This window comes from Maribacter sp. UBA3344 (genome assembly GCF_002362375.1).
GTDB classification, from domain to species: domain Bacteria; phylum Bacteroidota; class Bacteroidia; order Flavobacteriales; family Flavobacteriaceae; genus Maribacter; species Maribacter dokdonensis.
The window spans coordinates 81,167-105,319 of the sequence record NZ_DERI01000018.1; the positions used below are offsets into that span (position 1 = coordinate 81,167).

Sequence of the window (24,153 nt, forward strand, 5' to 3'; positions counted from 1 at the left end):
TTACATGTGGTGGCTGAGCGCAGTCGAAGCTCAGTCACAAATTGATTTTGAAATAGATGTTACATCAACTACAGATTAAAAAATACAAGGCCCTAAGCGGTAGTGCTCAAGATATTCAATTATCATATCAGGTATTTGGGAAAGCTCTTCATACAGCGCCAATAATTTTGGTGAATCATGCATTAACGGGCAATTCTAATGTTACCGGAGAAAATGGTTGGTGGTCTGCCTTGATCGGAGAAGAGAAGTGTATAGATACTAACAAGTACACTATTTTGGCATTCAATATTCCGGGCAATGGTCATGATAAGTTTGTAATAGAGAACTATAAGGATTTTGTAGCCGGTGATGTAGCTAGAATATTTTTATTGGGCCTACAGCAGTTAAAGGTAGAACGTTTGTTTGCATTGATCGGTGGATCTTTAGGTGGCGGTATCGCTTGGGAAATGGCAGCATTGCACCCAACGCTGACAGAACATTTGATTCCTGTGGCATCTGATTGGAAATCGACCGATTGGTTAATAGCCAATTGCCAAATACAGGAACAGTTTTTAGTGAACTCTAAACAACCTGTGCATGATGCCCGTATGCATGCGATGTTATGTTATAGGACCCCGGCTTCCTTTAAAGAACGGTTTAAACGAAGTACCAATGAGGAGCTTAAGGTTTTTAATGTAGAAAGTTGGTTAATGCACCATGGCGATAAGTTACAAGAGCGTTTTCAATTGTCTGCGTATAAGTTGATGAATCAATTGTTAAAGACCATTGATGTAACTAGGGATGGTGATGAGAATTTCATTAAGCTACAAAATAGCGATACCAATATTCATATTATCGGGGTAGATTCCGATATGTTCTTTACTGCCCAAGAAAACAAAGATACCTTTAGGCAATTGGCGCAGGCAAAGAGTAATGTTACCTATGGAGAAGTACAATCGTTACATGGGCATGATGCCTTTTTGATCGAGTTTGATCAAATGGAAAAATTGCTGACCGGTATTTTTAATACCAACGGTAATATCAAGAAGATCAAAATCCTAAAATTTGGTGGTAAATCGTTAAGCAATGGCGAGGGACTTGAGCGTGTATTGGATATCGTTACACAAAAGGTCAAGAACAATGAGAATATAGCCATGGTGGTTTCCGCAAGGGAAAAGGCTACGGATCAGCTAGAGGATATGCTAGAGAAAGCGGCCAAGGGAAAAGATTATAGGTCAGATTTTGAAGCGCTGGAGAAGTATCAAAAACATACCTATTCCAACGTAAATCTATCTGCCGAATTCAAGGGCTTGGCAAAGCTATATGAAGGAGTTTCCTTGTTGGGAGATTATAGCGCCAAAATAAAAGATGAGGTGCTGGCGTATGGCGAGTTGATCTCTGCCAAACTGGTAACCAAACTATTGATCGGTAAAGGGATCAATGCCAAACTTGTAGATACTCGTGAAGTCATTAAGACCGATGATACCTTTGGTGATGCCAAGGTGCTTGAAAATGAATCCAAAGAATTGGTGCTTTTGAAATTTGCTGAAATTCCGAGTGATACGGTAGCGGTAGTTACTGGTTTTATAGCCTCTACAGTGGAGAATGAGACAACTACTTTGGGTAGGAATGGTAGTAACTATTCCGCCGCATTATTGGCTAATTTCTTAGATGCCGAAGAATTACAGAATTACACCCATGTTGATGGTATTTATACGGCAAACCCTGATTATGTACCAGAGGCGAAAAGACTGGCGAACCTGTCTTATGAAGAAGCAAATGAGCTCGCCAATTTTGGAGCTACCATTCTACATGCCAAAACCATAATTCCCTTAATAGAGAAGAACATTCCGTTACGTATTTTAAATACCTACAATGATGATAATGAGGGTACTTTAATAAGTGCCAAATCCAGTAAAGAAGGTATAAAGTCGCTCTCGGTAATAGAAGATGTTGCCATGATCAATATAGAAGGTCGTGGCTTGTTAGGGAAAGTAGGGGTGGATGCCCGTATTTTTAAAGCCTTACAATCTAGCAATATTAGTGTCAGCATAATTTCTCAAGGATCATCTGAAAGGGGAATAGGTCTTGTAGTGAAAAAGGATAAGGCAAAAAGGGCAAAGCTGGCACTAGAAAATGAGTTTAGCAACGACTTTGAATCAAAAGATGTAAATATGATTACGGTGATGGATGATGTGTCAATCATATCTATCGTAGGTCAAGATTTAAGCACTTTTCACAATCCGTTCAATGCATTGATCAAAAACCAGATCGTGCCGTTGTTGTTCAATAATACGGTATCTGGCAAAAACGTAAGTTTGGTGGTAAAGAAATCAGATTTGCATAAGGCGGTAAATGTTATGCACGGTCAGGTGTTCGGCATCAGTAAGAAAATTAATATTTTGATTTTCGGTCACGGTAATGTAGGCGGTACGTTGATAGAACAGATTTTAAAGTCGGCAAAGTCCATTAAAGAGCGCAAGAAATTAGACCTAAGGGTTTTTGGAATTGCAAACTCTAAAAAGATATTGTTGAATGAAAAAGGTATTGCCAAAAACTGGAAGACACAACTAGAGCAGAAAGGAAAACCGTATAAGGTTGATGACGTCTTTGAATTTGCAAAGCGTCACCATTTAGAGAACCTTATTGTAATAGATAATACGGCAAGTAAAGATTTTGTTGCCAACTATTTTGAATTTGTAGAGCATGGTTTTGATATTGTGTCATCTAACAAAATTGCCAATACCTTGCGTTACGATTTTTATCAGTTACTGAGGGAAGAATTGCAAAAAAATCAAAAGCAATATCTGTACGAAACCAATGTAGGAGCAGGTTTGCCATTGATTGATACTATTAAATTGTTACATTTATCCGGAGAGAATATAACAAGGATAAAAGGCGTATTCTCAGGTTCTTTAAGTTATATTTTCAATACATTCTCAGAAGTGGATGTACCTTTTTCATCGATTTTGAAAGATGCAATGCAAAAAGGATTTACGGAACCAGATCCACGTGAAGATCTTTCTGGAAATGATGTTGGGCGTAAATTATTGATTTTAGCACGTGAGCTAGATTTGCATAATGAGTTTGCAGATATCAATATTGAAAACCTGATACCTAAAAAACTGCAAGATGGTGAGGTAGATTTCTTCTTACAGCATTTAGAAGTGTTGGATACCAAGTTCAATGAAATTAAGAAGAACCAAAAACCAGATCATGTATTGCGTTATGTAGGTGATCTGCACGGAAATCTTCAGAAAGAAAAAGGAGTGTTAGATGTAAAATTGGTCTCCGTACCAAAAGAAAGTGCCCTGGGGCAAGTAAAAGGGTCAGATTCCATTATAGAGATCTATACGGAATCTTACGGGGAAAATCCGTTAGTAATACAAGGTGCAGGTGCAGGCGCAGCAGTAACCGCAAGAGGTGTCTTTGGTGATATATTACGAATTGCGGAGAAAGGATGACTTCGGCTCCGCTCAGTCACCGCGTACCAATATTTGTTAGGTAAAAGGCTGGCAGCTGAGATAGCTGAATCCAAATAATAGTAATAAAAATAAGTAAGTTTAATCATGGTGGCTGAGCGTAGACGAAGCCAATAAATGATAATTGTATGTCAGGATTTATGTATATTTTGGAATGTTCAGACGGAAGTTATTATACTGGTAGTACAAAAGACTTAGATAAAAGAATAGTAGAACACCAAGAAGGTAAAGGGGCTAATCATACAAGATTAAGATTACCTGTGAAGTTGGTTTATGTAGAAGAGTATTTAAGAATTGATTCTGCATTTTATAGAGAGAAACAAATACAAGGTTGGAGAAGAGAAAAGAAAGAAGCATTAATTAATAGGGAATTAGGTAAGTTGCCAGGTTTGGCAGAATGCCAAAATGATACACATTATAGATATTTTAAAGAATAATAAAATGTCAATTCGGCGGAGCTTGACGGTCAGCATAATAAAAGAGGTGGTGTGTTTAAGATAGGTGGCTGAGCGTAGCCGAGATTAGGTGGCTGAGCGTAGCCGAAGCCAAATAATGTGAATAAGAGTAAATTAGTTAGTTTAGGTGGCTGAGCGTAGCCGAAGCCAAAAAGTAAAGAAATGAAAAAGAACAACAATAAATTTGAAACGAACGCAATACGTACACAATTAAAACGAAGCGAAAATTTGGAGCATTCCGTTCCATTATATTTGACCTCTAGTTTTGTATTTGAAGACGCTGAAGATATGCGTGCTTCGTTTGCCGAGGAAAAAGATCGTAATATATACTCAAGATATTCTAACCCAAATTCATCTGAATTTATTGATAAGGTTTGTCAAATGGAAGGTGCGGAGAGCGGATTTGCTTTTGCATCGGGTATGGCAGCTGTATTTTCTACATTGGCAGCGTTGCTAGATAGTGGGGATCATGTGCTATCGGCAAGAAGTATTTTTGGTTCTACGCATTCGTTGTTTACCAACTTTTTTCCAAAGTGGAATATTGATCATACATACTTTAAAATAGATGAGTTAGAAAAAATTGAAGGTTTAATTACACCAAAGACAAAAATCATCTATGCGGAAACGCCTACCAATCCAGGTGTTGATGTATTGGATTTGGAGGAATTGGGTAAAATTGCCAAAAAGAATAATCTAATTTTAATCATAGATAATTGTTTTGCATCACCTTACTTGCAACAGCCTATTAAATTTGGGGCGGACTTGGTCATACATTCCGGTACCAAACTAATGGATGGTCAAGGTAGGGTTTTGGCTGGTATTACCGTAGGTAGTGCAGATTTGATGGATAAAGTATATCGATTCTCACGAATTACCGGTCCGGCACTTTCACCTTTCAATGCTTGGGTGCTTTCTAAAAGTTTAGAAACACTGGCAATAAGAGTCGACAGACATTGTGATAATGCTTTAAAGTTAGCCGAATATTTAGAAGCGAGCGATAAGGTAAATTGGGTAAAATATCCATTTTTAAAATCGCACCCTAAATATGAAATTGCAAAAAAGCAAATGAAAGCGGGTGGTTGTGTTGTAGCCTTTGAAGTTAAAGGCGGTTTAGAAGCGGGTAGGGAATTTTTCGATTCCATTAAACTATTGTCCCTTTCTGCCAATTTAGGAGATTCAAGAACTATCGTTACGCATCCGGCATCTACAACACATAGTAAATTAAGCGTAGAGGAACGTGCTGCAGTGGGCATATCAGATGGTACGGTCAGAATTTCTGTAGGCCTGGAACATATAGACGATATCATAGCGGATATTGCTCAAGCTTTAGGCTAAAGGATATTGTGATTAAAACAAAAAGCCCGGTACGTACCGGGCTTTTTGTTTGTTTTATATAAGGTGGGTTATTTTGTTAATGTCATATTATAAGTTGCACTAACGCTAGTTGTAGCACCAAAGAAATCTACAGTTTCATCCACTTCATATCGTAATGACATTTTACCATCTGTAAGTTCTGTAATGGTAAAGCCTACTTCTTCATCACCAGTGCCAAAATATAGGGTACTGCCATCTAGTCTCCATTCATCACTTTCAAAAAAGTCTTCACCGGTTTCTTCTTCAGTTGATGTTTCTCCCATAACCGTAGTGGTAATCACTGTGGTGTAAGAACCTTCACTGGTTACTATGTTAGGGTTTTCTGAAAAAGTAACTACGGTATCAAAATCTTTACCAACTGCGGTGAAAGTAGTGGGTATAGAAGTGCCGTCAAAATTAGTATCTGATCTACCATCTTTTGTTTCTAGGGCGGTCAGGTTCCAGGTGCCCGTAATTTGAGATTCACTGGCGTTGGTAACAGCATCTTCATCGTTAGAGCATGATAAGAACACCAAAGTAAATGCACTTAAAAGTGTAGATAATAAAATTTTTTTCATGATTTGGATTTTTAGGTTGCCCAGTATTAACGCTAAAATTGTCGTCTTAAGTATTTCTCCGATATTTTATTATTTGGCTATCTTAGCATCATGCTCTCGAAAAAGACAAAATATGGTTTAAAAGCGCTTTCTTATTTAGCGGCGCAAACAGACAAGCAACCTGTTCAAATTTCAGAAATTGCTGAGAAGGAGAATATCTCCCAGAAATTCTTGGAAAGCATTTTGCTAAGTTTAAGAAAAACAGGTTTTTTAGGCTCTAAAAAAGGTAAGGGGGGCGGCTATTATCTTTTAAGGTCACCCGAAGAGATTTCAATGACCGATGTTATGAGAGTGCTTGAAGGTCCTATAGCGATGGTGCCATGTGTTAGCCTTAATTTTTATGAGACCTGCGATGATTGTCCCGATGAAAACACATGCTCCGTACATAAATTAATGTTGCAAGTGCGTGATAGTGCCTTAGAGGTATATAGAAGCAATACTTTAAAGGATATCATTTCTTAGCGTTCAAAATTCATTCATTTTTTGGTTTACTGTAATTTAATATGTTGCGAAATATTAAATTTTTGCGTCCATTTGTTAATAATCTACTAAATCTATAGGGTAATGGAAATTTATCTGAATTTTTGGCGACTACTTTGAAAATATATACTATTTTTGAAAACTCTATTAAATTAGTAGGGTAATAAAAATTAAGTAAAAGATGATTGCAGATCAACTTGTTTTGAACAAAAAAGAGTCAAAGACTACCTATAAAGAAGATAAAACTTCAGAGAAGCCGCTACGTAGTATTGCAAAAGCGTTTAGTTGGAGAGTAATTGGTACGTTAGATACTTTGGTGATATCCTATATATTAACAGGTGAAATTTCTATTGCGGCCTCTATTGCCTCTATAGATTTTGTAACAAAAATGGTTCTGTATTTTTTTCACGAAAGAATCTGGAATTTAATAAAGTGGGGTAAATAGAAAAGAAAAGGATTATGGCATTGACAGAAGCACAAGTTCAACAATTGAACGTTCAGTTTAAAGGGATACCACCTCAAGAAATTATTTCTTGGGCAGTAAAACATGCTAAGGTTCCTGTAGTGACTACTAATTTTAGACCGTACGAAGTAGCTATTTTGCATGCTGTTTCAGAGGTGAGAAAAGATATTCCTGTAGTTTGGTGCGATACAGGGTATAATACTCCTAAAACCTATAAACATGCAGAAGAATTGACTGAAAGGTTGAATTTGAACATAAAATTATATGTGCCAAAACAGACTACCGCACATAGAGATGCCGTAATGGGTATACCACAAATAGATGATCCTAGGCATGCAGAGTTTACCGAGCAGGTGAAATTGGAACCTTTTAAAAGGGCAATGGCAGATTTTAAACCGGATGTTTGGTTTACTAACCTTAGAAAAGGGCAGACCGCACATAGGGATAGTTTGGATATATTGAGCCTAAGTAAAGATGGTGTATTAAAGGTGAGTCCGTTTTATCATTGGAACGATACTCAGCTAGATGCCTATTTGAAAAAATATGACCTACCTAACGAGCATAACTATTTTGATCCAACCAAAGTGTTGGCAAATAGGGAGTGCGGGTTACATAGTTAATTATAGGTGGTAGAAAAAATAAAGATAATTGATCTAAAAAAGTATAATGAGTAATACAAGCACGGAATTGGAGGCAACCCCTTCCTTAGACCTTTTAAAAGATACTTCTCATATAAATGCCCTTGAAAATGAGGCCATTTATATCATTAGGGAGGTTGCAGCTCAGTTTGAGAAGCCGGTACTTTTGTTTTCGGGAGGAAAAGACTCGATCACATTGGTACGTTTGGCACAGAAGGCATTTTGGCCATCAAAAATTCCTTTCCCTTTAATGCATATTGATACAGGTCATAACTTTCCTGAAACCATAGAATTTAGAGATAGATTGGTAGAGGAGTTGGGTCTGGAATTAATTGTACGTAATGTACAGGATTCTATTGATCAAGGTAAGGTGAAAGAAGAATCTGGTAGGTATTCAAGTAGAAATAGCTTGCAGACAACAACGTTGTTAGATGCCATTGAAGAATTTAAGTTCGACGCTTGTATTGGTGGAGCTCGTAGAGATGAGGAAAAGGCACGTGCTAAAGAACGTATATTTTCTGTTCGTGATGATTTTGGTCAGTGGGATGAGCGTAATCAGCGCCCAGAATTGTTCGATATGTTGAACGGGCAAATAGAATTGGGGCAGAACGTAAGAGTGTTCCCTATTTCTAACTGGACGGAGCTAGATGTTTGGTCGTATATCAAAGAGGAGCAAATTGAAATTCCTTCCATCTATTTTGCGCATAAGCGTAAAACCTTCTTAAGGGACGGTATGATCTGGTCTGCAGAAGATGGTATCGTATTTAGGGAAGAAGATGAGGTAGTGGAAGAGCGTTTGGTGCGTTTTCGTACTGTAGGCGACATGTCTTGTACGGCAGCCGTTCTTTCAGATGCAGAAACGATCGATAAGGTAGTAGAGGAAATTAGGGATTCATCCATTTCAGAGCGTGGTGCACGTATAGACGATAAGCGTTCAGAAGCGGCAATGGAAAAAAGAAAACAACAAGGATATTTTTAATCTGGTTGATAGTTGTTAGTTGTTCGTTGATAGTAGATCACGAATAAAACTAACAACCAACAACCGACAACGAACAACGAAATTGGAAGTACTAAAAATAGCAACAGCAGGTAGTGTAGATGACGGTAAAAGTACCTTGATTGGGAGAATATTGTATGATACAAAGTCACTGACCAGCGATAAATTAGAGGCGATAGAAAAGACCAGTAAGCAAAAGGGATATGATTATTTGGATTTCTCTTTGGCAACAGACGGTCTAGTAGCGGAACGTGAGCAAGGCATCACGATCGATGTGGCCCATATCTATTTCTCAACGGCAAAGAAAAGTTACATTATAGCAGATACACCTGGGCACGTAGAATATACGCGTAACATGGTAACTGGAGCTTCAACTTCACAAGCGGCGATCATTTTGATCGATGCACGTAAAGGGGTAATAGAGCAAACTAATAGACACTTTTTTATCAATAACCTATTACGCATAAAAGATGTAGTGGTAGCTATTAATAAGATGGATCTGGTAGACTATTCTGAAGAAACCTACAATGCAATTAAAGCTGATTTTGAGGCATTGATGGCAAAGAGGGATTATCAAGATCAGAAAATCACTTTTATTCCTGTAAGTGCTTTGAAAGGGGATAACGTAGTAAACTTGTCAGACAAGACCCCTTGGTATAAAGGGCAGTCTTTGTTAGAGCATTTTGAAGCATTGGATAGAAAGGATATTTTCAATGTGGGTACACCACGTTTTCCGGTGCAGTATGTTATCCGTCCAAAAACGGATGAGCACCATGATTTTAGAGGATTTGCTGGTAAAGTATATGGTGGCGAATTAAGCGTAGGCGATGAGGTAGTAGCGCTTCCATCACAGACACGCTCTAAAATAAAGGATATTTATTTTCATGATAAGAAATATAAAACGGCATCAAGGAGATCATCGGTAACCATAACATTGGAAGATGAAATTAATTTGAGTCGCGGAGATATGTTAGTGAAAGCGGGTGATCTGCCAACGGTAGACAAGCAATTTACGGCAACGATCTCTTGGATGGATTCATTGCCTTTGGCGGCCGGTAATAAATATATTGTTCAACATGGTGTCAATAAAGTATTGGCGAAGGTAGAGCAAGTGCACCATAAGATCGCTCCGGATTATTCTGGTATAGATGAAAAAACGGAGTCTTTGGGCATGAATGATATTGCTCAAGTGAGTTTCCGTTTAAATAAACCAATTTTCTATGATCAATTTAAAAATCACAGAACAAACGGTTCATTTATATTGATTGATACAAAATCCAACAGTACCGTAGGTGCAGGATTCATAAGTTAATAGAAACATGTCAATTTTATATTGACTGTTTTTATTAAGTCTATAAAATCTATAGGCAAAATATAGTAATAATTTATATCGGTATTTATACTGAACATTTAATACTAAGCAATGCAAAGTTTTAGAACAGAATTAGAAAATCAGGTAGTTGAAAAGGATATTCTTGAATTGGAACGTAAAATTCATGAGTTTCATGGTGGCAAGCTAGATGAAGAAAAATTTAGAAGTCTTCGATTGGCACGTGGTGTTTACGGACAGCGTCAAGAAGGGGTTCAAATGATTCGTATAAAGTTGCCTTATGGTAAGGTGACCTCTAAGCAGTTGCTTCGTATTTGTGATGTATCGGACGAATATTCTACAGGTAGATTGCATATTACCACACGCCAAGATATTCAGATCCACTATGTAGATTTGAATAGAACGCCGCAGTTGTGGGCAGAATTGGAGAAAGATGAAATTACCTTAAGGGAAGCCTGTGGTAACACGGTACGTAACGTAACCGCAAGTGAAACGGCTGGTATTGATGTTGATGAACCTTTTGATGTTTCACCATATGCACACGCATTATTTCAGTATTTCCTTAGAAATCCTGTAAGTCAAGAAATGGGACGTAAGTTCAAAGTTTCTTTTTCCGCAAGTGATGCAGATACCGGTTTGTCCTATATGCATGATTTGGGCTTTATTGCCAAAACACAAAATGGTGAAATAGGTTTTAAAGTAATGCTTGGTGGCGGATTGGGTTCACAACCAAGACATGCCGATGAGTTGTACAGCTTTTTGCCTGCGGATCAGATAATTCCTTTAATGGAAACCGTAGTTCGTGTTTTTGACCGTTACGGTGAGCGTAAAAGTAGAGCTAAAGCTAGAATGAAGTTCTTGTTGAAAGATTTAGGTCTTGACGGATTTAAGGAGCTTTTGGCGGTAGAGAAAACGGCGGTACCTTTTGATACTTTTCCAATAGACCCAGAAGCATATCCTAAGGTAAAGGTGTCAGAATTAGAGGTTCCGGCAGTAGAAATTAGTGACGTAAAAGCTTTTGAACAGTGGAAATCTACCAACGTAATACCACAAAAACAACCAGGTTATGTTGCTTTGGGTATTAAAGTGTTATTGGGTGATTTCTATACGGATAAAGCACGTTTATTGGCAAACTTGGTGCAGAAATATGCAGCGGGTGAGTTAAGATTATCATTACGTCAAAACATTTTAATTCCTTTCGTAAAAGAAGAGAACGTAGCATTCTTTTATACTGAATTGGAAAAGTTAGGTTTTGTTGAGGCTGGTTATAATAAGGCTCTTGATATCACTGCTTGTCCTGGTACGGATACCTGTAATCTAGGAATTGCAAGTAGTACGGGAATTGCAGAGGAACTGGAAAGAGTGATAAAAACAGAATACCCAGATTATATTAATAACGATGATGTTGTTATAAAAATCAGTGGTTGTATGAATGCCTGTGGGCAGCACAATATGGCAAATATTGGTTTTCAGGGCATGTCGGTTCGTACTAAGGATAAATTGGTAGCTCCTGCACTTCAGGTATTGTTGGGCGGTAGCAATGATGGTAACGGTAACGGTCGTTTTGCGGACAAGGTGGTAAAAGTGCCAAGTAAAAGAGGTCCGGAAGCATTGCGTTTGATCTTAAATGATTTTGATGCCAATGGTGGAGATCTATCGTTCCCGGATTATTATGCCGAAAAAGGACAAATGTATTTCTATGATTTTCTAACGCCATTATCATCAATAGATGATTTAACGCCAGAAGACTTTATAGATTGGGGTAATACGGAGCGTTATGAAAAAGCTATCGGTGTAGGTGAATGTGCCGGTGTTGTTATCGACTTGATCGCAACATTACTTTTTGAAAGTGAAGAAAAAATTCAGAATGCACAGGAAATGTTCGATGCCGAAAAATGGTCTGCCAGTATCTATCACGCATATTCTTCTATGGTAAACTCGGCTAAGGCGATGTTGACCGCAGAAAATACGAAAGTGAATACCCACGTAAGTATCATTAAGGATTTTGATGAGAAATTTGTTGCCGATGGCAGAATTGCCGTAGCTGGTGGATTTGAAAAATTGGTACTTCAATTAAATCAGAACGAACCAACAAAAGAATTTGCACAATCTTACATAAAGGATGCAAAAGAATTTTTAGAAACTGTTGAAAAGTTCAGACAGCAAGAATTGGCAGAAGCATAGAGAATGGCAAATCATTTACAACATATAAAGAAACCTAAATTGACCGTAGTTGGTGCAGGACCAGGTGATGTGGAGCTGATTACGTTAAAAGCGATCAGAACGCTGGAAAATGCCGATGTGGTTTTGTACGATGCTTTGGTGAACGAGGAGTTGCTGGATTATGCCAAGAATGCGGAATTGATTTTTGTAGGTAAACGCAAAGGATGCTATGCATATCAACAAGAGCAAATTAATGAGCTTATTGTAAGTAGGGCAAATTCTAACGGACATGTGGTACGGTTAAAAGGAGGGGATCCTTTTGTATTCGGTCGCGGTTCGGAAGAAATGGAATATGCCGTCTCGCATGGGTTGCAAGTAGCCATGGTACCTGGTATATCGTCAAGTTTAAGTGTGCCTGCATATCAAAACATTCCGGTAACAAAAAGAGGTTCTTCAGAAAGTTTTTGGGTAATTACAGGAACTACAAAAGAGCATAAACTATCAACAGATGTTGGCTTAGCTGCAAAAAGTAGTGCTACGGTAGTCATATTGATGGGGATGTCAAAACTCCCTCAGATAGTAGAATTATTTAAGTCTGAAGGTAAATCGGAATTACCTATAGCTATAATTCAGAACGGAACGCGAAAGAATGAAAAAATAGGAGTTGCGACTATAGATACCATAGTTGATATAGTGGAGAAAGAAAATCTTTCTAATCCTGCTATCATTATCATAGGAGAAGTAGTTAGACATCGTGAAGCGTTAGCGGAGGCAACTCATAAGTTTGCTGAAGAGCATGTCAGTTTTGTTGAAGTAAATAAAGCATAGCATATTTAGTAAAGGATAAGTATATAGAATAAGTGAAATTAAAAGAAGCTAAAAAGTAGTTGTATAGAATGATGTCAACTTTGTAGAATTACTTTTTACTAAAAAGAGAATTATGATTAAAACAGATATGCTCATTATAGGAGCGGGACCTACCGGATTGTTCACGGTATTTGAAGCAGGATTATTAAAGTTAAAAACGCATTTAATAGATGCATTGCCACAGCCAGGTGGTCAGTGTTCAGAAATATATCCTAAAAAGCCTATCTATGATATTCCTGCATTTCCAGAAATTTTGGCAGGTACTTTGGTAGATAACCTTATGGAACAGATAAAGCCTTTTGAACCAGGATTTACCTTGGGAGAAAGAGCGGAAACGCTAGATAAGTTAGAAGATGGTTCTTTTGTGGTAACTACCAATAAAGGAACAAAGCACAATGCGCCTGTAGTGGTAATTGCAGGTGGTCTAGGTTCTTTTGAGCCAAGAAAACCACCTATTTCTAATATTGTAAACTTTGAAGATACAGGTGTTTCCTATATGATCAAAGATCCAGAAGTATATCGCGATAAAAAAGTGGTTATTGCCGGTGGTGGTGATTCTGCCTTGGACTGGGCTATATTTTTGACCGATGTAGCGGCAGAAGTAACCTTGGTACACAGAAGGGATGAATTTAGAGGGGCATTGGATTCCGTTGAGAAAGCATCTGAACTGGCGAAATTGGGTAAAATCAAGTTGATTACCAAAGCTGAGGTAAAAGAGCTGCACGGTGAAAATGAACTTAAGGCAGTAGTTATTAAGCACACGGACAAGGAAAAAGAAGATACTTATTTAGAAGTGGATAATTTTATTCCTTTATTCGGTCTGTCTCCTAAATTAGGTCCTATAGGTGACTGGGGCTTGGAAATTCAGAAAAATGCAATTAAGGTAAATAACGCAAAAGATTATCAGACCAACATACCGGGAGTATATGCCATTGGTGATGTTAATACTTACGAAGGTAAGTTAAAATTGATACTTTCAGGTTTCCATGAAGCAGCGGTTATGTGCCAATATGCATACCAGCAGATCAACCCAGGTAAGCGCTTTGTAATGAAATATACAACCGTTGGTGGTGTTGAAGGTTTTGATGGTTCTAAGAAAGAAGCAAAGAAAGAAGTAGTACAAAGTATCGCATAAATTATATTATTTGAGTAGTACGGCCTCCGGATGCTTCAGACGTGCGGGGGCTTTTTTTGTGACATTTTTTAAGAATTTCGTTGGCTAAAAAAACCATTGAAGTCTTGGTAAAGAGCGAGTAGTGCCGTTACTTTGCAATTCGTTCCTAATTAAATTGTATTGTTATCAAGAAAGGCGGAGGGACTAGACCCTGTGAAACCTTGGCAACCCTTTCCGTAATGGAAAAGAAGGTGCTACATTCTATCCTAATTCAAAAGGACAGATAACTAAAGAAAGAACATAATTACCTTCCTTTCCTTACTTGATATCATATATTTTAAAGCGAACAAATAATTTGTTAAGCGTAAAATGAAGGATATAAAAGAAATTTTAAAAGAGCGTATTTTAATACTGGATGGTGCCATGGGTACTATGCTTCAACGTTATAAGTTTACTGAAGAAGATTTTAGGGGAGAACGCTTTAAGGATTGGGAACATCCGTTGCAAGGTAACAATGATTTGTTGTCGTTAACGCAACCCGATGCTATAGCAGATGTTCACCGTCAGTATTTTGATGCTGGGGCAGATATTGTAGAGACCAATACCTTTTCCGGAACTACGATTGCTATGGCAGATTATTTTATGGAAGATTTGGTGTATGAGCTTAACTATGAATCTGCGCGTATTGCCAAAATGGTAGCAGATGAATTTACTGCAAAAGAACCAAATAAACCTCGTTTTGTAGCCGGTAGTATTGGACCCACCAATAAAACGGCAAGTATGTCACCAGATGTAAATGATCCAGGTTATAGGGCTATTTCTTTTGATGAGCTACGTATTGCATATAAACAACAGGTAGAAGCTTTATTAGATGGTGGGTCTGATATTTTATTGGTTGAAACCATTTTTGACACGCTCAATGCCAAGGCGGCATTATTTGCCATAGAAGAAGTTAAAGAAGAACGAAATATAGATGTACCCATAATGGTTAGTGGTACTATTACCGATGCATCCGGTAGAACGTTATCGGGTCAAACGGCCGAGGCATTTTTAATATCCATATCCCACATTCCTATTTTATCGGTTGGGTTTAATTGTGCTTTAGGTGCAAACCAGTTGGTACCTCATTTAGAGGTGTTGTCCACCAAAAGTGAACATGCGGTCTCAGCGCACCCCAATGCCGGTTTGCCTAATGCATTTGGAGAGTACGACGAAACTCCTGAGCAAATGGCGGAACAGATCAAGGAATACGCGGAAAAAGGATTGGTAAATATAGTTGGGGGTTGTTGCGGAACCACTCCGGAACATATTACTGCGATTGCTGAGGTTGTGAAAAATTTTGCTCCGCGTCAGTTTTAGTTGTTGGTTGTTGGTTGTCTGTTGTTGGGTGGAAAAAATACGAATAATATGAAAGTCTATACGGAATTGGAAGTTTGGAAAGAATCAAGAATTCTTGTGAAGGATATTTATTCTATTACTAAATCTTTTCCAAAAGAAGAGATTTACGGACTTAGCAATCAACTAAGAAGATGTGCTGTATCTATACCGTCTAATATAGCTGAAGGTTGCGGACGAAGAACATCGGCAGATACAATTCAGTTTCTGCATATTTCAAGAGGGTCATTGTATGAGTTGGAAACCCAACTTTATATAGCTCTTGATTTAAATTATATAGAGAGAGAAGATTTTGAAGCTATTAATAAGAGAATTATTAGCTGTAAGAAATTGATAAATGGATTTATCAATTATTTTAAAAAGTGAAATAGATTTTATGAGCAATAGGTCTAAAATACCAACAACCAACAACCAACAACCAACAACTAGATATCTGCGGTTAAGCGGCCTAGAACCCCTAATTGTAACCCCGGAGACCAACTTCATAAACGTTGGTGAGCGAACAAACGTTGCGGGTTCAAAAAAGTTTCTTCGTTTAGTAAAAGAGGAAAAGTTTGAAGAGGCATTGGCAGTGGCTAGGGAGCAGGTTGAAAATGGTGCCCAGGTTATTGATATTAACATGGATGACGGATTGATCGATGGTAAACAGGCCATGGTGAAATTTTTAAACCTTGTTATATCGGAGCCGGATATTTCTCGTGTGCCTATTATGATCGACAGTTCTAAATGGGAAATCATTGAAGCTGGTCTGCAAGTTGTTCAAGGTAAATGTGTGGTAAACTCCATTAGCTTAAAAGAGGGCGAAGAGCAATTTATACACCACGCCAAACTCATAAAAAGATATGGTGCCGCGGTAATTGTTATGGCTTTTGATGAGGTAGGTCAGGCAGATAATTATGACCGTAGAATTGAAATAGCAAAACGTTCGTATGATGTTTTGGTGAACAAGGTATATTTTGCACCAGAGGATATTATTTTTGACTTAAATATTTTTCCGGTAGCAACGGGAATGGATGAGCATAAATTAAATGCTGTCGATTTTATTGAAGCTACAAGATGGGTCCGTGAAAACTTGCCACATGCCAGTGTAAGTGGTGGCGTTAGTAATGTTTCGTTTTCATTTAGGGGCAATAACCCGGTGCGTGAGGCTATGCACTCGGTCTTCTTGTACCACGCTATAAAAGCGGGTATGAACATGGGTATTGTAAATCCGAGTATGCTAGAGGTGTATGATGATATTCCTAAAGACTTATTGGAGTATGTAGAAGATGTTATTCTAAATAGGAGGGATGATGCAACGGAGCGCTTGCTGGATTTTGCCGAATCTGTAGTTGGTAAAACCAAGGAAAGTAAAATAGATCTATCGTGGCGAGAAGAACCTTTACAAGAGCGTATTACCCGAGCCTTGGTAAAAGGTATTGATCAATATATTATTGAAGATGTTGAAGAAGCCAGGTTGGCTGCCAATAAGCCAATTGAAGTTATTGAGGGCAACTTAATGACGGGTATGAACGTGGTGGGCGATTTATTCGGTAGCGGAAAAATGTTCTTGCCGCAAGTGGTAAAATCTGCACGAGTGATGAAGAAGGCGGTAGCTTATTTATTACCCTATATTGAAGAAGAAAAGTTATTGAATCCGCAAGTTGGAGATTCTGATAATGCCGGAAAGATTTTAATGGCAACCGTAAAGGGCGATGTTCATGATATTGGTAAAAATATTGTAGGTGTAGTATTGGCCTGTAACAATTATGAGATCGTTGATTTAGGCGTTATGGTGCCACCGGAAAAAATTATTGCAGCAGCTATTGAGCATAATGTAGATATTATAGGGCTTAGCGGATTAATTACCCCATCATTGGATGAGATGGTGCATTTGGCAAAGGAAATGGAACGTAAAGATTTCAGCATTCCGTTGTTGATCGGCGGTGCAACCACCAGTAAGGCACATACCGCGGTAAAGATCGATCCACAATATAAAGAGGCAGTAGTTCATGTAAACGATGCTTCTAGAGCGGTAACCGTGGTGGGCGATTTGTTGCAGAAAGAAACAGCTACGAGCTACAAGAAAAGTATAAAAGATGATTATGATGTGTTTAGGGAAAAGTTCTTGAACCGTTCATCTAGTAAAACATATAAGCCAATTTCTGCAGCACGGAGAAATAAGTTTAAAATAGATTGGAAAACTTCTGAAATTGTAAAGCCGAACAAATTGGGTATTCAGGTGATCGAAGATTTGGATCTGAATGTTTTGGTACCCTATATAGATTGGACTCCCTTCTTTAGAAGTTGGGAACTTCATGGTAAATATCCTGCAATATTGACCGATGAGGTTGTTGGGGAACAAGCAACCGATTTATTCGCAGACGCTCAAGCGATGCTGAACAAGATAATTTCCGAAAAGAAATTAAAGGCTAAAGGTATATTTGGACTGTTTCCTGCGAATTCCATTAATGACGATGATATTTTAGTCGAAACTAGTTCAAGTTTAGAAGGGAATACAGGGTCGCTTAGCGGAGCCGAAACAGATGGGAACTATACTTTCCGTACCCTTCGCCAACAATTAGAACGTAGGGAAGGAGTCGCAGATTATGCCTTGGCAGATTTTATTGCTCCAAAAGAATCTGGGAAACAAGACTACATGGGTTGTTTCTGTGTATCCACAGGTTTTGGTACGGCAGAAATGGCGGCGCAATATGAGAAAGACCTAGATGACTATAACTCCATCATGGTAAAGGCGTTGGCGGATCGTTTAGCCGAAGCATTTGCTGAATACTTGCATAAAGAAGTGAGAACAGCGCATTGGGGTTATGCCGCCAATGAAGATCTGAGCAATGAAGATTTAATCAAGGAATCTTATAAAGGTATTCGTCCTGCGCCTGGTTATCCTGCTTGTCCCGATCACTTGGAAAAATTGACCATTTGGGATGTTCTGAAAGTAAAGGAAACCATAGGTGTGGAGTTAACAGATAGTCTTGCCATGTGGCCGGCCGCATCTGTAAGCGGGTATTATTTTGGTAACCCGGAAGCCCGTTACTTTGGTCTTGGTAAAATAAAACTGGATCAAGTAAAGGATTTTGCGGAACGAAAGGGGATTTCGTTTGAAGAAGCCGAGAAATGGCTTGCACCAAATATAGTGGACTAATGCGTTAGGGATTGCAGCGGCATCTTTTTTTATTTCTGAACTGTGCCATTGTTAAGTAAAAAGAGTTGTGGAAATAGAGAAAATATAGCGAAAAGCCCGCCCGAACGCCCAAAGAAGAATTAAAGTAAATAAGCCTCTTGAAGGTTTGCTCATAACCAAGAGTAAAAGAATATAAAATGAAAGTTACAGACCATATCACCAATGCAAAGGGAAAAACACTTTTTTCTTTTGAGATCGTACCGCCGGTAAAGGGGAGAAATATTCAGGAATTATACAATAATATTGATCCTTTAATGGAGTTTAACCCTCCGTTCATTGATGTGACTACATCGCGTGAAGAAACTATCTATATTAAAAAAGAAGGGCTTTTAGATAAGAAGACTACACGTATGAGACCCGGTACTGTGGGTATTTGTGCATCTATTCAACATAAATATAATGTAGATACGGTGCCTCATGTGCTTTGTGGCGGTTTCACCAAGGAGGAGACGGAATACTTGTTGGTTGATTGTCATTATTTAGGCATACAGAATGTAATGGCTTTACGTGGTGATGCCCGAAGTGAGCAAAAGTATTTTGAACCTACTGAAGGGGGGCACCCGTTTGCAATAGATTTGGTAAAGCAGATCCAGGATTTGAATAAAGGTAAATATTTACATGAAACCGTGGAGAGCGAACACAGTAGTGAGTTCTGTATAGGGGTGGCGGGTTATCCGGAAAAACATTTAGAATCTCCATCATTACAATCGGACCTAAAGCGATTAAAGGAAAAGGTAGATGCCGGTGCGGATTATGTGGTTACGCAAATGTTCTTTGATAATAAAAAGTATTTTGAATTTGTAGAAGCAGCAAAGGAAATTGGAATTACCGTGCCTATTATACCGGGCATTAAACCAATTGCCGTAAAGAGGCACATGCAATTATTGCCGCAGGTGTTCAGAATAGATATGCCACAAGATTTAATAGAAGCTGTTGATGCTTGCGCCACCAACAAAGATGTACGTAAAGTGGGTATAGAATGGGCAATTCAACAATCTAAGGAATTAAAGGCGGCAGGTGTTCCTGTATTGCATTACTATTCTATGGGGAAATCCGATAATATTAAGGCGATAGCGGAAGCACTATTTTAAAGGTTTAGAAAGTATTTAGTAGAGCGTATTACGTACAAAATGTCCGATAATGATAATACTTTGAACTTAATACTTCGTACTTGATACTTATAACTATTTTTGCCTACAATGAATTTTAAGTTTCTAACCATTGTAATGCTATCGGTAAGTTTTGGCTTTGCGCAAGAAGGTACCGAGAAAAAGAAGTACACGCTTGATGCCAATCAGTTCTATGGTTCCATCATACTGCACAATCCAGATATTTCACATTTGATCACATCGCACCCGGCAGGGGTTATTTTAAGTTATAACCGCAAAACGTACGGGGAAGAAGAATGGGAAGAGTTGTATAATTATCCGGATTTGGGTTACTCCTTTATTTATCAGAATACGAACAACAGCACGTTGGGCGATAATTATGGTTTGTATGCGCACTACAATTTTTACTTTTTTAGGCGGAACATGCAATTACGCGTAGGGCAAGGTATTGCATACGCTACAAATCCGTACGATAAAGAGACCAATTTTAGAAATAATGCCTACGGCTCGGATTTTTTAAGTTCAACCTATTTAATGCTGAACTATCATAAAGAGAATATTATAAAAGGATTGGGTTTTAAGGCAGGTGTGTCCGTAATTCACTATTCCAACGCCAATTTTAGGGCGCCGAATACGTCTACTAATACCTTGGCATTTAATGCCGGTTTTGTATATGATTTGGATGGTGGTACTGAAATTGATTATGTACACAGGGAAAAAGAAAAATTGACTGAGCCATTGCGTTACAATTTTGCGTTGAGAGCTGGTTTAAACGAGAGTGATGTTATTGATTCCGGTCAATATGGCTTTGTAGTGCTTTCTGCCTATGCCGATAAAAGGGTTGGAAGAAAAAGTGCTCTTCAAGTGGGGACAGATGTATACTTTTCTAATTTTTTGAAAGAGTTGATCAGGTATCAAAGTATTGCTTTTCCAGAGAATAATGTGGATGCAGATGATGATTATAAAAGGGTAGGTGTATTTGCGGGTCATGAACTGTTCATTAATGAAATGTCCGTCATTTCACAATTTGGCTACTACGTGTATTATCCGTTCGATTTTGAAGGTCGCACCTATTTGCGTGTGGGATTAAAGCGCTATTTTGGAGATAGGGTTTTTGGGGCGGTAACCTTAAAGTCTCACGGCGCAAAAGCGGAAGCGGTAGAATTTGGGATAGGAATACGATTGTAGAAATATGATGTTAGAAAATAGAAAACATAAAATAGACATTTGGACAAAAGGGATGTGCCAAACATTTTTGACCTTCACTACTATGTTTGTTTTGCTGCTCATAGCTAATTCTTGCGATTCCGAAAACGCCTCAGATTGTTTTCAGAGTACAGGTGATATGATACGAGAGGAAGTTACAGTAGCTGAATTTACGAGTATTACCGCATTTGAGAATGTGACTTTGGTTATAAAACAAGGCGACACCCAAAAAGTAGAAATAGAAACCGGTGAAAATCTTAGAAATGAGGTTTCTGCTGTTGTAGAAGATGGTCAATTATTACTGACCGATACGAACGATTGTAATTATGTAAGAGATTATGCTACCACTACAATCTACGTAACTACCCCTAATTTGACCAGTATACGTAGCAGTACAGGTTTTCCTATTAAAAGTGACGGAGTTTTGGCTTTTGATAGCTTAAGATTGTTGTCGGAAAGTTTTACGAATCCGGAAGCAGAAACAACAGATGGGGAATTTGATCTAGATTTAGAAGTGGCTTCATTAAGTTTAACGGTTAACGGCATTGCCTATTTTAAGTTGAAAGGAACAGCGGAAAGTATGAGTATTACCATAGCTGCAGGTGATTCTAGAATTGAGGCTGAAACATTGATCACTGATCGGGTTACCATAAACCATAGAGGTTCAAATGATATTTTAGTGAATCCGCAAGAAAGTCTTGCCGGAGTATTAAGGGGTACTGGCGATGTACAAAGCTATAATCGCCCGGAAACCGTTGAAGTGGAAGAATTGTATAACGGAAGATTGATTTTTGTGGAATGAATCCCATTTTAAAATATCTGAAAAATGTATTCGCTACTAAACGAGTGTTGGGAGATGACCCGACTTTGACCGGATTAGTAATAGCAGATGCAGTTTTACAAGATATGTATGCCGATGATAAATTTCCAGGATTGGCAATTACGGTTTTAAAAGAAGGAATAACCATTTTCCAAAAAGGGTATGGGTATGCGGATTTAGATACCAAAAAATATGTAGACCCAAAATCCTCAATTTTTAGAATTGCAAGTGTATCCAAGCCTATAGCGGCTACCGCATTGGCACATATGGTGCAAGAAGGGTTGATCTCATTAGATGAATCTTTCTATACCTATCTGCCAGATTACCCCAAAAAAAAGTGGGATTTCACTATTCGTCAATTGGCTAGCCACACTGCAGGTATACGTGTGTATAAAGGCAAGGAATTCGCCTTGAACGAACCTTTTGGGATAAAGGATAGTTTGTCAATTTTTAAAAACGATCCGTTGGTATTTGAACCGGGTACCGAATATTTGTACAATAGTTTTGATTGGGTAATGATTTCGGCGGCCATGCAAGAAGCAAGTGGTATTCCGTTTGAAGCATATGTGCAGGAGAAAGTATTGGATCCCTTGGGAATGAAAAACACATATATACCAAGAAGGCATCCTGATGATAACCTTAAGCAATCGGATATAGATGTGAATGCTATTGCAACATTAGAAGCACAAAACAATGTAACTGCATTTTATACCAAAAGCATTTCCGGGTTTAGAAAAGCGACTCCCGTAGATATCTTTTATAAGCTTGCTGGTGGAGGTTATTTATCAACTTCAGAAGATATTGCAAAATTCGGGCAAGCATTTTTAGATGAGAAAGTAGAAATCGAAAAAGATATTTTGAATCAATTTTTAACTGCTCAGCTAGTAAACGGTAATTCTACATACTACGGTTTAGGTTGGCAGGTAAGTGAAGATGCCAAAGGGCGTAAGTTTTTTGGACATGTGGGTAGTGGGGTAGGTGGGTATTCCAATTTTTTCGTGTATCCAAAAGAGCAATTGGTGTTTTCAATTCTGATCAATAGTACAGACCCTAAAGTACAAGAAGATCTTGATGTTGTGATAGATTCTTTTTTTGATGAGCTTGATTACAACTGATTTAATGTTTTTTAAAATTTAAAGAAAGGGTATATTAGTCTCGCTAACCGTGAGATTTTTAATACAGAATGAGCTTACCACCAGAAACCACCCCAGTTGAAGAGAAAAAAAAGAACATAAAATGGCTTCAACGACTTAAAGAAGAAAGTTGGGAAGCAGAATTGCTAGTTTCTGCAATTGCCATTTTTGGAACGTTTCAACTATTTGGTTTAATAGAATGGGCTACAAATAAATACATTGATCTATTACCTGTTGAGCAATACATTTATGGGTATATGATTGTTTTTTTAGGCTTGTTGGCTATTAGTATTCTGGTCTCTATGTTCGTAATTCATTTCGTTTTACGAGCGTATTGGATTGGATTAGTGGGGTTGAATTCTGTTTTTCCAGATTATAGTATTGAAGATAGTGTATACTCTAAAATTTATACCGAGAAGATTTTGTCCATACTCCCAAAGCAACAAGATACTATTCAAAAGGTAGATGAATTGTGCAGTGTAATTTTTTCTTCAGCATTTACTATTCTATTGATTTACTCTTACATGTCTTTGTTTTTAAGTATTTATATGCTGATATATAATTTGTTACTGGATTATGTGCCAAGTTATATACTGTTAATACCTTTATTTATAATTTCAGGTCTTCTTGTATTACAAATGATTTTTAGTGTCATCGGAAATTTAAAAAAGTACAAGTCTAATGTAATGGTACAAACTTGGATGTTTAAATTGGTCAAATTTACATCAATGGTTACCTATGGTCCTTTATACCGTAATTTACTGCAGGTTTCAATGGTTTTTGGGTCTAATTTTAAGAAGAAAAAGTCTTTAGTTTATCTCGTGCTATCGTTTTTTGCATCAGGCATATTTTTGACATTAGTGAAATTTCAAGATACCAATATTCCTCATTTGATTTTTCCAAAAGATCATGATGTAAATCTAATGTACTTGAGTTATTATAGTGATCAAAACCCTGATGAATCATTTTTGTTGACTCCACAAATACAGTCTGATATTATAATGGGTGAGACTGTAAAGCTGTTTATTCCTGTATTTCATCATGAATGTAATTATCAAGCTGCTACTTGCGGCGAATATCAAGAAGACGATAGTTTGTCCAATGAACAGGAAAGAGTTAAATCTAGAAAATTTTATCTTGATTGTTATGAAAAATATCATAAGGTTACCCTCAATGGTACTTTGTTAAATATTGATTTTCTAAAGAAAGACCATGCCGTTTCAGAACAATTTGGTATTGTAGGTTTTATCGACAAAGAGTTATTGAAAAAAGGTTATAATACCCTGTTGGTCACTAAAACGTTAGGTGATGTTAAAGAATTTAAATGGTCTATTCCCTTCTATTATCAGCCCAATGCACAATTAAAGTAAC

At 37.8% G+C, this 24,153-nt stretch carries 20 protein-coding genes and 1 riboswitch; of the genes, 19 read left to right on the forward strand and 1 reads right to left on the reverse strand.

The window, feature by feature from the left end; genetic code table 11:
- Nucleotides 1-56: 56 nt before the first annotated feature.
- The 3 genes from thrA to B2Z27_RS12855 all read left to right on the forward strand — a co-directional run bounded on the left by thrA (nucleotide 57) and on the right by B2Z27_RS12855 (nucleotide 5,251).
- On the forward strand, nucleotides 57-3,443 hold the full coding sequence (thrA, locus tag B2Z27_RS12845) for a bifunctional aspartate kinase/homoserine dehydrogenase I (protein WP_286813946.1): 3,387 nt from the start codon (nucleotides 57-59) through the stop codon (nucleotides 3,441-3,443).
- Nucleotides 3,444-3,589: 146 nt separating this feature from the next.
- A complete protein-coding gene (locus B2Z27_RS12850; RefSeq protein ID WP_286813947.1) occupies nucleotides 3,590-3,898 on the forward strand; it encodes a GIY-YIG nuclease family protein in 309 nt (102 codons plus the stop codon).
- A 180-nt stretch (nucleotides 3,899-4,078) separates the two neighbouring features.
- The gene (locus tag B2Z27_RS12855; RefSeq protein WP_286813948.1) at nucleotides 4,079-5,251 is read left to right on the forward strand and encodes a trans-sulfuration enzyme family protein; all 1,173 of its coding nucleotides are present in this window, start codon (nucleotides 4,079-4,081) and stop codon (nucleotides 5,249-5,251) included.
- Between the two features lie 68 nt (nucleotides 5,252-5,319).
- On the opposite strand, the gene B2Z27_RS12860 is transcribed toward B2Z27_RS12855, so the two are convergent.
- The gene (locus tag B2Z27_RS12860; protein WP_058105313.1) at nucleotides 5,320-5,847 is read right to left on the reverse strand and encodes a hypothetical protein; all 528 of its coding nucleotides are present in this window, start codon (nucleotides 5,845-5,847) and stop codon (nucleotides 5,320-5,322) included.
- 90 nt (nucleotides 5,848-5,937) lie between these two features.
- Between B2Z27_RS12860 and B2Z27_RS12865 the strand changes: the two genes are divergently transcribed.
- From B2Z27_RS12865 to B2Z27_RS12940, 16 genes are all read left to right on the forward strand, one after another.
- Entirely contained in the window at nucleotides 5,938-6,348 is a 411-nt protein-coding gene (locus tag B2Z27_RS12865) for an RrF2 family transcriptional regulator (protein ID WP_058105314.1), read from the forward strand.
- Between the two features lie 199 nt (nucleotides 6,349-6,547).
- Complete coding sequence (locus B2Z27_RS12870; protein ID WP_286813949.1) at nucleotides 6,548-6,811, forward strand: DUF2061 domain-containing protein; 264 nt, start codon at nucleotides 6,548-6,550, stop codon at nucleotides 6,809-6,811.
- Between the two features lie 14 nt (nucleotides 6,812-6,825).
- Nucleotides 6,826-7,449 (forward strand): phosphoadenosine phosphosulfate reductase family protein, encoded by a 624-nt coding sequence (locus B2Z27_RS12875; protein WP_058105316.1) that lies wholly within the window; start codon nucleotides 6,826-6,828, stop codon nucleotides 7,447-7,449.
- 46 nt (nucleotides 7,450-7,495) lie between these two features.
- Nucleotides 7,496-8,446 (forward strand): sulfate adenylyltransferase subunit CysD, encoded by a 951-nt coding sequence (gene cysD / locus B2Z27_RS12880; RefSeq protein WP_058105317.1) that lies wholly within the window; start codon nucleotides 7,496-7,498, stop codon nucleotides 8,444-8,446.
- 82 nt (nucleotides 8,447-8,528) lie between these two features.
- A complete protein-coding gene (locus B2Z27_RS12885; RefSeq protein ID WP_058105362.1) occupies nucleotides 8,529-9,776 on the forward strand; it encodes a sulfate adenylyltransferase subunit 1 in 1,248 nt (415 codons plus the stop codon).
- Between the two features lie 111 nt (nucleotides 9,777-9,887).
- Nucleotides 9,888-11,978, forward strand: a complete 2,091-nt coding sequence (locus tag B2Z27_RS12890) for a HEPN domain-containing protein (RefSeq protein WP_286813950.1) — start codon at nucleotides 9,888-9,890, stop codon at nucleotides 11,976-11,978.
- 3 nt (nucleotides 11,979-11,981) lie between these two features.
- Entirely contained in the window at nucleotides 11,982-12,785 is an 804-nt protein-coding gene (cobA, locus tag B2Z27_RS12895; RefSeq protein ID WP_286813951.1) for a uroporphyrinogen-III C-methyltransferase, read from the forward strand.
- 112 nt (nucleotides 12,786-12,897) lie between these two features.
- Nucleotides 12,898-13,959 (forward strand): NAD(P)/FAD-dependent oxidoreductase, encoded by a 1,062-nt coding sequence (locus B2Z27_RS12900; protein WP_071340185.1) that lies wholly within the window; start codon nucleotides 12,898-12,900, stop codon nucleotides 13,957-13,959.
- Between the two features lie 159 nt (nucleotides 13,960-14,118).
- Nucleotides 14,119-14,228: riboswitch (SAM riboswitch) on the forward strand.
- Between the two features lie 79 nt (nucleotides 14,229-14,307).
- Nucleotides 14,308-15,297 (forward strand): homocysteine S-methyltransferase family protein, encoded by a 990-nt coding sequence (locus B2Z27_RS12905; protein ID WP_058105321.1) that lies wholly within the window; start codon nucleotides 14,308-14,310, stop codon nucleotides 15,295-15,297.
- A 48-nt stretch (nucleotides 15,298-15,345) separates the two neighbouring features.
- Entirely contained in the window at nucleotides 15,346-15,699 is a 354-nt protein-coding gene (locus B2Z27_RS12910; RefSeq protein WP_071342496.1) for a four helix bundle protein, read from the forward strand.
- Between the two features lie 10 nt (nucleotides 15,700-15,709).
- A complete protein-coding gene (gene metH, locus B2Z27_RS12915; RefSeq protein ID WP_286813979.1) occupies nucleotides 15,710-18,475 on the forward strand; it encodes a methionine synthase in 2,766 nt (921 codons plus the stop codon).
- Nucleotides 18,476-18,651: 176 nt separating this feature from the next.
- Nucleotides 18,652-19,605, forward strand: coding sequence for a methylenetetrahydrofolate reductase [NAD(P)H] (gene metF, locus B2Z27_RS12920; protein ID WP_210707693.1), 954 nt, complete (start codon nucleotides 18,652-18,654; stop codon nucleotides 19,603-19,605).
- Nucleotides 19,606-19,713: 108 nt separating this feature from the next.
- On the forward strand, nucleotides 19,714-20,811 hold the full coding sequence (locus B2Z27_RS12925; protein WP_210707694.1) for an acyloxyacyl hydrolase: 1,098 nt from the start codon (nucleotides 19,714-19,716) through the stop codon (nucleotides 20,809-20,811).
- 4 nt (nucleotides 20,812-20,815) lie between these two features.
- Nucleotides 20,816-21,631 carry a head GIN domain-containing protein gene (locus B2Z27_RS12930; RefSeq protein ID WP_286813952.1) on the forward strand — a complete coding sequence of 272 codons (816 nt, stop codon included), beginning with the start codon at nucleotides 20,816-20,818 and terminating at the stop codon, nucleotides 21,629-21,631.
- On the forward strand, nucleotides 21,628-22,764 hold the full coding sequence (locus B2Z27_RS12935) for a serine hydrolase domain-containing protein (RefSeq protein WP_286813953.1): 1,137 nt from the start codon (nucleotides 21,628-21,630) through the stop codon (nucleotides 22,762-22,764). The genes B2Z27_RS12930 and B2Z27_RS12935 overlap by 4 nt, the downstream gene beginning before the upstream one ends.
- Before the next feature lie 68 nt (nucleotides 22,765-22,832).
- The gene (locus tag B2Z27_RS12940; protein ID WP_286813954.1) at nucleotides 22,833-24,152 is read left to right on the forward strand and encodes a hypothetical protein; all 1,320 of its coding nucleotides are present in this window, start codon (nucleotides 22,833-22,835) and stop codon (nucleotides 24,150-24,152) included.
- Nucleotide 24,153 lies beyond the last annotated feature (1 nt).

Excerpts from the sequence above, each read along its gene's own strand:
- thrA (WP_286813946.1), top strand. The coding sequence starts at position 57 with ATGTTACATCAACTACAGATTAAAAAATACAAGGCCCTAAGCGGTAGT.
- B2Z27_RS12850 (WP_286813947.1), top strand. The coding sequence starts at position 3,590 with ATGTCAGGATTTATGTATATTTTGGAATGTTCAGACGGAAGTTATTAT.
- B2Z27_RS12855 (WP_286813948.1), top strand. The coding sequence starts at position 4,079 with ATGAAAAAGAACAACAATAAATTTGAAACGAACGCAATACGTACACAA.
- B2Z27_RS12860 (WP_058105313.1), bottom strand. The coding sequence starts at position 5,847 with ATGAAAAAAATTTTATTATCTACACTTTTAAGTGCATTTACTTTGGTG.
- B2Z27_RS12865 (WP_058105314.1), top strand. The coding sequence starts at position 5,938 with ATGCTCTCGAAAAAGACAAAATATGGTTTAAAAGCGCTTTCTTATTTA.
- B2Z27_RS12870 (WP_286813949.1), top strand. The coding sequence starts at position 6,548 with ATGATTGCAGATCAACTTGTTTTGAACAAAAAAGAGTCAAAGACTACC.
- B2Z27_RS12875 (WP_058105316.1), top strand. The coding sequence starts at position 6,826 with ATGGCATTGACAGAAGCACAAGTTCAACAATTGAACGTTCAGTTTAAA.
- cysD (WP_058105317.1), top strand. The coding sequence starts at position 7,496 with ATGAGTAATACAAGCACGGAATTGGAGGCAACCCCTTCCTTAGACCTT.
- B2Z27_RS12890 (WP_286813950.1), top strand. The coding sequence starts at position 9,888 with ATGCAAAGTTTTAGAACAGAATTAGAAAATCAGGTAGTTGAAAAGGAT.
- cobA (WP_286813951.1), top strand. The coding sequence starts at position 11,982 with ATGGCAAATCATTTACAACATATAAAGAAACCTAAATTGACCGTAGTT.
- B2Z27_RS12900 (WP_071340185.1), top strand. The coding sequence starts at position 12,898 with ATGATTAAAACAGATATGCTCATTATAGGAGCGGGACCTACCGGATTG.
- B2Z27_RS12905 (WP_058105321.1), top strand. The coding sequence starts at position 14,308 with ATGAAGGATATAAAAGAAATTTTAAAAGAGCGTATTTTAATACTGGAT.
- B2Z27_RS12910 (WP_071342496.1), top strand. The coding sequence starts at position 15,346 with ATGAAAGTCTATACGGAATTGGAAGTTTGGAAAGAATCAAGAATTCTT.
- metH (WP_286813979.1), top strand. The coding sequence starts at position 15,710 with ATGAGCAATAGGTCTAAAATACCAACAACCAACAACCAACAACCAACA.
- metF (WP_210707693.1), top strand. The coding sequence starts at position 18,652 with ATGAAAGTTACAGACCATATCACCAATGCAAAGGGAAAAACACTTTTT.
- B2Z27_RS12925 (WP_210707694.1), top strand. The coding sequence starts at position 19,714 with ATGAATTTTAAGTTTCTAACCATTGTAATGCTATCGGTAAGTTTTGGC.
- B2Z27_RS12930 (WP_286813952.1), top strand. The coding sequence starts at position 20,816 with ATGATGTTAGAAAATAGAAAACATAAAATAGACATTTGGACAAAAGGG.
- B2Z27_RS12935 (WP_286813953.1), top strand. The coding sequence starts at position 21,628 with ATGAATCCCATTTTAAAATATCTGAAAAATGTATTCGCTACTAAACGA.
- B2Z27_RS12940 (WP_286813954.1), top strand. The coding sequence starts at position 22,833 with ATGAGCTTACCACCAGAAACCACCCCAGTTGAAGAGAAAAAAAAGAAC.